Source organism: Psychroserpens mesophilus (genome assembly GCF_050617655.1).
GTDB classification, from domain to species: Bacteria; Bacteroidota; Bacteroidia; order Flavobacteriales; family Flavobacteriaceae; genus Psychroserpens; species Psychroserpens mesophilus_A.
Genome location: NZ_JBODQC010000163.1, coordinates 1 through 273, shown reverse-complemented (window position 1 = coordinate 273; position 273 = coordinate 1). Strand labels below are relative to the sequence as shown.

Below are 273 nucleotides of genomic sequence, written 5' to 3'. Positions count from 1 at the left end.
AACTTCGAAGAAATATTCTTCTAAAGTATCTTTTCCATCTTTATGGCTAATCGATGTTTGTTCACCATTCTCTTTATCTTTAATCTTCTTAAGCACATCTTTTAAAGGCACTTCTTCTGTTAAAGTATAAATAGCAATTTCACTTAAGATACTAATGTTACTATGTGCTCCTACAGTGATTCTCTTTTTATCAATTAAAGATTGTACAACAGCACCAGTTCTTGTTTGTGTTACAATTTCGTATAATCCTGGCTTACCAGAAATAGCTAATAT

1 protein-coding gene is annotated in these 273 nt (G+C 30.4%); it reads right to left on the bottom strand.

What is annotated here, in order from left to right:
* Positions 1-273, bottom strand: a 273-nt coding sequence (locus tag ACRHNM_RS16775) for a DUF5606 family protein (RefSeq protein ID WP_431137762.1), incomplete at both ends; no start/stop codon positions are given.